At 70.3% G+C, this 8,982-nt stretch carries 6 protein-coding genes; 5 read left to right on the top strand and 1 reads right to left on the bottom strand.

The window, feature by feature from the left end:
• Window positions 1-4: 4 nt before the first annotated feature.
• Both Q1K33_RS14265 and Q1K33_RS14260 read left to right on the top strand, forming a co-directional pair.
• Window positions 5-2,248: a bifunctional (p)ppGpp synthetase/guanosine-3',5'-bis(diphosphate) 3'-pyrophosphohydrolase gene (locus tag Q1K33_RS14265; protein ID WP_300405092.1), complete on the top strand. Its 2,244-nt coding sequence runs from the start codon at window positions 5-7 to the stop codon at window positions 2,246-2,248.
• Between the two features lie 42 nt (window positions 2,249-2,290).
• On the top strand, window positions 2,291-3,616 hold the full coding sequence (locus Q1K33_RS14260; protein ID WP_300405086.1) for a lytic murein transglycosylase: 1,326 nt from the start codon (window positions 2,291-2,293) through the stop codon (window positions 3,614-3,616).
• Window positions 3,617-3,625: 9 nt separating this feature from the next.
• On the opposite strand, the gene Q1K33_RS14255 is transcribed toward Q1K33_RS14260, so the two are convergent.
• Window positions 3,626-4,855 carry a DUF349 domain-containing protein gene (locus Q1K33_RS14255; RefSeq protein ID WP_300405084.1) on the bottom strand — a complete coding sequence of 410 codons (1,230 nt, stop codon included), beginning with the start codon at window positions 4,853-4,855 and terminating at the stop codon, window positions 3,626-3,628.
• A gap of 144 nt (window positions 4,856-4,999) precedes the next feature.
• Here Q1K33_RS14255 and Q1K33_RS14250 point away from each other — a divergent pair, with 144 nt between their 5' ends.
• Genes Q1K33_RS14250 through aspS form a run of 3 tightly spaced genes read left to right on the top strand, consistent with a single transcriptional unit; the run spans window position 5,000 to window position 8,870 of the window.
• Window positions 5,000-5,704 carry an MBL fold metallo-hydrolase gene (locus Q1K33_RS14250; protein ID WP_300405082.1) on the top strand — a complete coding sequence of 235 codons (705 nt, stop codon included), beginning with the start codon at window positions 5,000-5,002 and terminating at the stop codon, window positions 5,702-5,704.
• A 5-nt stretch (window positions 5,705-5,709) separates the two neighbouring features.
• Window positions 5,710-7,086 (top strand): histidine--tRNA ligase, encoded by a 1,377-nt coding sequence (gene hisS / locus Q1K33_RS14245; RefSeq protein ID WP_300405080.1) that lies wholly within the window; start codon window positions 5,710-5,712, stop codon window positions 7,084-7,086.
• Window positions 7,083-8,870 (top strand): aspartate--tRNA ligase, encoded by a 1,788-nt coding sequence (gene aspS, locus Q1K33_RS14240; RefSeq protein WP_300405078.1) that lies wholly within the window; start codon window positions 7,083-7,085, stop codon window positions 8,868-8,870. Before hisS ends, aspS begins: the two co-directional genes overlap by 4 nt.
• The last annotated feature ends 112 nt before the right edge of the window (window positions 8,871-8,982 follow it).

Below are 8,982 nucleotides of genomic sequence, written 5' to 3'. Positions count from 1 at the left end.
CGGGATGCGGGCACGGCTGGCCCGGATGGGCACCCGAGGCCAGGGCGGCAACCCGGTCCTCGAACCGCTCTTCCGCGCCGTACGCGCCAACCATCCCAAGGCCGACCTCGCGCTGCTCGAGCGGGCCTACACGACCGCCGAGAGGATGCACGGCACCCAGATGCGCAAGAGCGGTGACCCGTACATCACCCACCCGCTCGCGGTCACCACCATCCTCGCCGGCATCGGCATGACCGAGGCCACCCTCGTGGCCGCCCTGCTCCACGACACCGTCGAGGACACGCCGTACACCCTCGAGCAGTGCCGCGAGGAGTTCGGCGACGAGGTCGCGCACCTCGTCGACGGGGTGACCAAGCTCGACAAGGTCCAGTACGGCGACTCGGCGCAGGCCGAGACCATCCGCAAGATGATCGTCGCGATGTCGCGCGACATCCGGGTGCTGGTGATCAAGCTGGCCGACCGGCTGCACAACATGCGCACGCTGCGCTACGTGCCGCTCAAGAGCCAGGAGCGTACCGCGCGCGAGACGCTCGACATCTACGCGCCGCTGGCCCACCGGCTCGGCATGAACACGATCAAGTGGGAGCTGGAGGACCTCGCGTTCGCCACCCTGCATCCCAAGATCTACGACGAGATCGTCCGGATGGTCGCCGAGCGCGCGCCGTCGCGCGACCAGTTCCTCGCCGAGGTGATCAGCCAGGTCGAGGGCGACCTGCGCGACGCGAAGGTCAAGGCCACCGTCACCGGGCGTCCGAAGCACTACTACTCGATCTACCAGAAGATGATCGTGGGTGGCCGGGAGTTCTCCGACATCTACGACCTGGTGGGGATCCGGATCCTCGTCGACGAGGACCGCGAGTGCTACTCGGTGCTCGGCGTCCTGCACTCACGGTGGAACCCCGTGCTCGGGCGGTTCAAGGACTACGTGGCGATGCCGAAGTTCAACATGTACCAGTCCTTGCACACCACGGTGATCGGGCCTCAGGGCAAGCCCGTCGAGATGCAGATCCGCACCTTCGCGATGCACCGCCGCGCCGAGTACGGCGTGGCGGCTCACTGGAAGTACAAGGAGGACGGCCGCGAGGGCCGTGACACCGAGAAGCGTGCTGACCTGGGCGGTTCCGGCGACATGTCGTGGGTGCGGCAGCTGCTCGATTGGCAGAGCGAGATCGAGGACCCGGGTGAGTTCCTGGAGTCCCTGCGCTTCGAGATCAACCGCTCCGAGACCTACGTCTTCACCCCGCGCGGCGACGTGATCGCGCTGCCCTCCGGTGCGACGCCGGTGGACTTCGCCTACGCGGTGCACACCGAGGTCGGACACCACACCATCGGCGCGCGGGTCAACGGGCGCCTCGTGCCGCTCGAGTCGACGCTCGACAACGGCGACGTGGTCGAGGTCTTCACCTCCAAGTCGCCCAACGCCGCACCGTCGCACGACTGGCTGACGTTCGTGAAGTCGCCGCGTGCCAAGGCCAAGATCCGCCAGTGGTTCACCAAGGAGCGGCGCGAGGAGGCGATCGACCGCGGCAAGGACCAGATTGCCAAGCTGATGCGCAAGGAGGGCCTGCCCATCAAGCGGCTGCTCACGCACGAGTCGCTCAGCCTGGTCGCCGCCCACCTCAACCTGCCCGACGTCACCGGCGTCTACGCCGCGGTCGGCGAGGGCAACCTCGGCGCGCAGACCGTCGTACGCAAGGTGATCGAGCTGCTCGGCGGCGAGGCCGGGGTCCAGGAGGACCTCGCCGAGGCCGTCACCATCACCGGGCGGCGCGGCCGCACAGGGCTCAGCAGCGGTGGCGGCGACTCGGGCGTGATCGTCAAGGGCGCTCCCGACGTGTGGGTCAAGCTCGCCAAGTGCTGTACGCCGGTGCCCCCCGACGACATCCTGGGCTTCGTCACCAAGGGCGGGGGCGTCTCGGTGCACCGCACCGACTGCGTCAACGCCGGCAACCTCCAGCTCCAGCCGGAGAAGGTCTTCGACGTCGAGTGGGCCCCGAGCGGGTCCTCGACCTTCCTGGTCAACATCCAGGTCGAGGCTCTGGACCGCAACCGCTTGCTGTCCGACATCACGATGGTGCTGTCGGACGCCCACGTGAACATCCTCAGCGCCAACCTCTCGACCAGCCGCGACCGCGTCGCCAAGACCCGGTTCACCTTCGAGATGGCCGAGGCCAAGCACCTCGACACCGTCCTCAAGGCGGTTCGCTCCGTGCCAGGCGTCTTCGACGCCTATCGTGTGACCCAGTAGCAACACCCCGGCCCCCGGGGACGACGCACGAGGAGTGCACGAGTGAAGCTCAACAGCGGCCATGGGGGCCGCAAGATGAAGGGCGCCATGGCGGGCGGCGCTGCCGCGGCCGTGCTCCTCGCGGGGGTGTTCACGACACACGTGGTGGTCTCGTCGGGGGCGAGCGACGGGGACGCTGCGGCGCCGATCCGCTCGTCGGTGCCCTTCGAGCCGATTCCGATCCTCGACGTGCTGGCCGCTGCTGCGGCGGCAGCCGAGAGTGCCGAGGATCGCGAGCGTGAGATCACCCCCACCGGCACGAAGCTCTTCACCATCAGCGCCGAGACCCGTTTCGGCCTGCCCGAGGCGGCCAGGCGGGCCTACCAGCGCGCCGCCAAGCGGATCGAGAGGACCCGACCCGGCTGCAACCTGCCGTGGGGCCTGCTCGCCGGCATCGGCCGTGTCGAGTCCGACCACGGCCGCTACGACGGCTCCCGGCTGGGCACCGACGGCGTCTCGAAGCCGCTGATCCGCGGGATCGCCCTCAACGGTGTCGGTCCGGTCGCCGCGATCCGCGACACCGACAACGGACGCCTGGACGGCGACAAGGTCTGGGACCGGGCTGTGGGCCCGATGCAGTTCATCCCCTCGACCTGGGCCACGGCCGGGGTGGACGGCGACGGCGACCGCATCGCCGACCCCGACGACCTCGACGACGCGGCTCTGGCCGCCGCCGGCTACCTGTGCCCGGCCCGAGGACCGATCGGCGACGAGGCCGCCATGCGTCGAGCCCTGTTCACCTACAACCACTCCGACTACTACGTCGACCTGGTCTACGCCTTCGCCGTCGGCTACCACACAGGGGTCTTCGACATCCCGGCCCCGCCGGTGGAGCCGGAACCGGAGGCCGAGACGGTTGTCGACGTCGATGCCAAGGCGACCCAGGGCAGCCAGGGCAACCAGGGCAACGGGACGACGCCGAGCGCGCCCCCGAAGCCACCCAAGCCCCCGAGGACTCCCGAGCCGAGTCCGCAGCCGACGCCCCAGCCCACCAAGCCGCCCAGGCCCCCGGACCCGACCCCCACGCCGTCCCCGACCCCGCAGCCGACCCCCGCACCCGTCGTGCTGAAGTCCGGCTCCGGCTCGTGGTCAGCCTGCGCCGCAGGCTGGTGCCTGTCCGGGATCGGGCTCGACCTGGGGCCCGACGCGCGCCTGAGCGCCACCGCGGCCGACGACTTCGACGGCGACGGTGCACTGGAGACCAACCGGGCCGAGTTCGACGGTCTGGTGGGGCTGACGGTCAGCATCCAGGTCGAGCGCGGCACCGCCGTCGTCTACACGATCCAGGGCCTGGGCTACCGCAACGCGGACGGGTCGTTCGCGATCTGAGGGCAGCACTCAGCCGCTGTAGTCGGCACTGGCGCGCTTGGCCATCTCCAGGAACGACTGGCGCGAGGCGAGGTTCTCCTCGAGGTCCTTGACCAGCTTGTCGTTGCCGGCAGCACGGGCCTTCTCCAGGTCGGCCTCGACCTCGGCGATCGCGTCCTCGAGCTTGGTGACCATGTCGTTGGCGCGCGCGGACTTCTCCGGGTCCGAGCGCTTCCAGGCGTCGTCCTCGACGGAGCGGATCGCCTGCTCGACGGCGCGGATCCGGCCCTCGAGCTCCTTCATCCGGTCGCGCGGCACCTTGCCGGCGGCGTCCCAGCGGTCGGCGATGTCGCGGAAGGCCTTCTTGGCCGCGTCGACGTCCTTGACCGGGACGAGCGCCTCGGCCTCGAGGATCAGCGCGTCCTTGACCACGGCGTTGTCGGCGAACTCGGCATCGAGCGCCGCGTTCGCGGCGTCGCGGGCGCCGAAGAACGCGTCCTGGGCCCCGCGGAATCGCTTCCACAGCAGGTCGTCGACGTCCTTGGGCGCCGGGCCGGCGGCCTTCCAGTCGCGCATCAGGTCCCGGTACTTGCCCGCTGTGGGACCCCAGTCGGTGGAGGTCGCGAGGGCCTCGGCCTCCTTGGCGAGCCGCTCCTTGACCAGGCGCGCGCCCTCGCGCTTCTCGTCCTGCTCGGCGAAGTGCGTCTTGCGCCGGCGGGTGTACGACGTGCGCGCGCCCGAGAAGCGCTTCCACAGGGCGTCGTCGGAGGCCCGGTCGATGCGGGGGAGGGCCTTCCACTCCTCGAGCAGGTCGCGCAGCCTGTTGGCGCCGTTGCGCCAGTCGGAGCCGGCGGCGACCTTCTCGGCCTCGCCGACCAGCTTCTCCTTGTCGGCCTTGGCGGCGGCTGCCTTCTCCGCCTTCTCCGCCTTACGGGCCTCGCGCTGGACGGCGAGCACCGGGGCCAGGGCGTCGAGCCGCCCGCTGAGGGCAGCGAGGTCACCGACCGCGTTGGCGTCGCTCACCTGGGCGCGGACGGTCTTGATCGACTCCGCGGCCTCCTCGGGTGAGAGCTTGGACCCGTTGACCCGCTGCTCGAGCAGCTGCACCTCGAAGGAGAGCGCCTCGTAGCGCTCGGTGAAGAAGTGCAAGGCCTCCTCGGGCGTCCCGGCCGGGTAGGACCCGACCGACCGCTCGCCGTCGACGGTCTTGACATAGACGGTGCCGTCGTCATCGACGCGACCCCATTCGCTGCTCGTCACTGCGTATCCCTCTTCGTTGTCCACGTGCGCCGCCCACCACCTTAGTGCCAGGTAGGTCCCGGCCCGCGACGTCCTCGCCCGGCGTGGTCGCGGCAGCCCGATACCGGGGCGACGCAGGCGGGTGCTGCTCGCTACCCTGACGCAGTGTTGATCGCTGGCTTCCCCGCAGGACCGTGGGGCACGAACTGCTACGTCGCTGCTACCGCGCCGGGAGCCGAGTGCGTCGTGATCGACCCCGGCAAGGACGCCGCGCCCGGTGTCGCCGAGGTCGTCCGCGAGCACCGCCTCAAGCCGGTGGCCGTGCTGGTCACCCACGGTCACGTCGACCACATGTGGTGCGTGGCGCCCGTGGCCGGCACCTACGACGCGACGGCCTGGATCCACCCCGACGACCGGCACCTGCTCGCGGACCCGATGCAGGGCATGTCGCCGGAGACCACGGCCATGCTCCTCGGCGGGAAGTACGAGTTCGCCGAGCCGGACGACGTACGCGAGCTGAGCGACGCCCAGACCCTGGAGCTGGCAGGGCTCAGCTTCGTCGTCGACCACACCCCCGGTCACACCGAGGGATCGGTGACCTTCCGCTCGCCGCGACCCGCTGAGGGGATCAGCGAGGTGATGTTCTCCGGCGACCTGCTGTTCGCCGGTTCCATCGGCCGCACCGACCTGCCTGGCGGAGACCACCCCACGATGCTGCGCAGCCTCGCGACGAAGGTGCTGCCCCTGTCCGACGACATCGTCGTGCTACCGGGCCACGGCGAGCAGACCTCCATCGGCCGCGAGCGGATGGTCAACCCGTTCCTGCAGGACCTCGACGAGCCGCCCGCGCCCCTCACCCGGGGTCTGTGACGCGGGTGGCGACCAAGATCAGCCCGCTGAGCGGGTTCCCCGAGCTGCTGCCCGCGCAGCGCGTCGTCGAGCAGCGCGTCATCGACTCGCTGCGCGCGACCTTCGAGCTGCACGGGTTCGCCAACATCGAGACGCGCGCCGTCGAGCCGATGGACCAGCTGCTCCGCAAGGGTGAGACCTCCAAGGAGGTCTACGTCCTGCGCCGGCTCCAGGACGCCGACGCCGGCAGCGACTCGGGCCTCGGCCTGCACTTCGACCTCACGGTGCCCTTCGCCCGTTACGTCCTCGAGCACGCCGGCAAGCTGGAGTTCCCCTTCCGGCGCTACCAGATCCAGAAGGTATGGCGGGGCGAACGACCGCAGGAGGGCCGCTACCGCGAGTTCGCGCAGGCCGACATCGACATCGTCGGGCGCGACGTGCTGCCGTTCCACCACGACGTGGAGGTCGCGCGCGTCATGGTCGAGGCGCTGGCCGGGCTGGACTTCCTGCCCGGGTTCACCCTGCAGGTCAACAACCGCAAGCTCATCCAAGGCTTCTACTCCGGCCTCGGTGCCTCCGACGTCGAGGCCGTCATGCGCATCGTCGACAAGCTCGACAAGCTGCCGGTGGAGCGCGTTGCCGCCCTGCTGGTCGACGAGGCGGGGTTGACCCGGGACCAGGCCGACCAATGTCTCGCGCTGGCCCGGATCCGCACGCACGACGACTCGTTCGTCGCCCGGGTCGAGGCGCTGGGGGTCAGCGACCCCCTGCTCACCGAGGGGCTCGCGGAGCTGGCAGACCTGCTCCGCTCCTGCGCACCCCTGGCGACCGAGCGCGTAGCGGTCGTAGCGGACCTGTCGATCGCGCGCGGGCTCGACTACTACACCGGGACCGTCTTCGAGACACGACTGACGGGCAGCGAGGGCCTCGGCTCGATCTGCTCCGGCGGCCGGTACGACGCGCTCGCCGACGACGGACGCACGACGTACCCGGGTGTCGGCATCTCCTTCGGAGTCAGTCGCACCCTGGTGCCCTTGCTGGCCCAGGGAGCCGTGGCAGCCGACCGCCCGGTGCCCAGCGCGGTGCTGGTGGCCGTCAGCGACGAGGAGTCGCGTGCCGAGAGCGATGCAGTGGCCACGGCGCTGCGGGCCAGCGGCGTCCCGTGCGAGGTCGCACCGACCGCGGCCAAGTTCGGCAAGCAGATCAAGGCCGCCGAGCGTCGCGGCATCCCCTACGTCTGGTTCGGCCCCGGCTCGACCGTCGATGCCACCCACCAGGTCAAGGACATCCGATCGGGGGAGCAGGTCGGTGCCGATCCGGCGACCTGGACCCCACCCCACGAGGACCTGCGGCCGCAGGTCGTCAGCACCGTGATCAGCAACACCGAGGAGACAACGAAGTGATCCGCACCCACGACGCCGGCGCCCTGCGCGCCGAGCACGTCGGCCAGACCGTCACCCTCGCCGGATGGGTCGCCAACCGTCGTGATCACGGGGGAGTGGCGTTCATCGACCTGCGCGAGGCCAGCGGTGTCGTCCAGGTCGTCATCCGCGACGAGGACACGGCCCACCAGCTGCGCGCCGAGTACTGCCTCAAGATCACCGGCGAGGTGATGGCGCGCAAGGACGGCAACGAGAACCCCAACCTGGCCACCGGTGCCATCGAGGTCGTCGCCTCCGAGGTCGAGGTCCTCAACGCCGCCGCGACGCTGCCGTTCCCGATCAGCGACCACGTCGACGTGGGGGAGGAGGCTCGGCTGGCCCACCGCTACCTCGACCTGCGTCGCAGCGGTCCCAACGCCGCCCTGCGCCTGCGCAGCAAGATCAACAAGGCAGCCCGCGACGTCCTCGACGCCCACCAGTTCGTCGAGGTCGAGACCCCGACCCTGACCCGCTCGACGCCTGAGGGTGCCCGCGACTTCCTGGTGCCCGCGCGTCTCCAGCCCGGCAGCTGGTACGCCCTGCCCCAGAGCCCGCAGCTGTTCAAGCAGCTCCTCATGGTCGCCGGCATGGAGCGCTACTTCCAGATCGCCCGCTGCTATCGCGACGAGGACTTCCGCGCCGACCGGCAGCCGGAGTTCACCCAGCTCGACATCGAGATGAGCTTCGTCGAGCAGGACGACGTCATCGCGCTGATGGAGGACGTCCTGTCGGCCATGTGGGCGCTCATCGACGTCGAGATCCCCCGTCCGATCCCTCGGATGACCTACGCCGACGCGATGCGCCGCTTCGGCTCCGACAAGCCCGACCTGCGGATGGGCAACGAGCTCGTCGAGTGCACGGAGTACTTCTCCGAGACGCCGTTCCGCGTGTTCTCCCCCGTCAACGCCGAGTACGTCGGTGCGGTGGTGATGCCGGGCGGCGCCAGCCAGCCGCGCAAGAAGCTCGACGCCTGGCAGGAGTGGGCCAAGCAGCGCGGCGCCAAGGGCCTGGCCTACGTGCTGGTCACCGACGACGGTGAGCTGGGGGGACCGGTCGCCAAGAACCTCAGCGACGACGAGAAGGCCGGCCTGGCTGCCCACGTGGGCGCCCAGCCCGGCGACTGCATCTTCTTCGCCGCCGGCGCCACCAAGGCCAGCCGGGCGCTGCTCGGTGCGGCGAGACTCGAGATCGGCCGTCGCTGCGACCTCATCGACGAGGCGGCGTTCGCCTTCACCTGGGTCGTGGACGCCCCGATGTTCGAGCCGAGCTCGGATGCCGTCGCGAGCGGCGACGTCGCCGTGGGCGAAGGCGCCTGGACGGCCGTCCACCATGCGTTCACGGGCCCCAAGCCCGAGTACGCCGACACCTTCGACACCGACCCCGGCAGCGCCCTGGCCTACGCCTACGACATCGTGTGCAACGGCAACGAGCTCGGCGGCGGCTCGATCCGGATCCATCGACAGGACGTCCAGAAGCGCGTGTTCTCGGTGATGGGGCTGAGTGACGAGGAGGCGCACGAGAAGTTCGGCTTCCTGCTCGACGCCTTCACCTTCGGTGCGCCGCCCCACGGCGGCATCGCCGTCGGCATGGACCGGATCTGCGCCCTGCTCGCCGGGACCGACTCGATCCGAGACGTCATCGCGTTCCCCAAGTCCGGCGGCGGCTACGACCCCCTGACGGCGGCGCCGGCGCCGATCACCCCCGAGCAGCGCAAGGAGGCGGGTGTGGACGCCCCGCCGGCGAAGGATCTCCCGCCAGCGGAGTGATGTGGCGGAGGGTCCACGGGCGGTCGAAATCAGATCGTTACGGTTACGTACCCGCCCGTAGGGCCCTGTTCACATAGAGTCCCCCACGGCGCTCGGGAGAGCGCGTCGGGGG

This window comes from Nocardioides sp. (assembly GCF_029937575.1).
Taxonomy (GTDB): domain Bacteria; phylum Actinomycetota; class Actinomycetes; order Propionibacteriales; family Nocardioidaceae; genus Nocardioides.
Note: the sequence above shows the minus strand (reverse complement) of the source record. Positions and strands in the feature narration are given on the sequence as shown.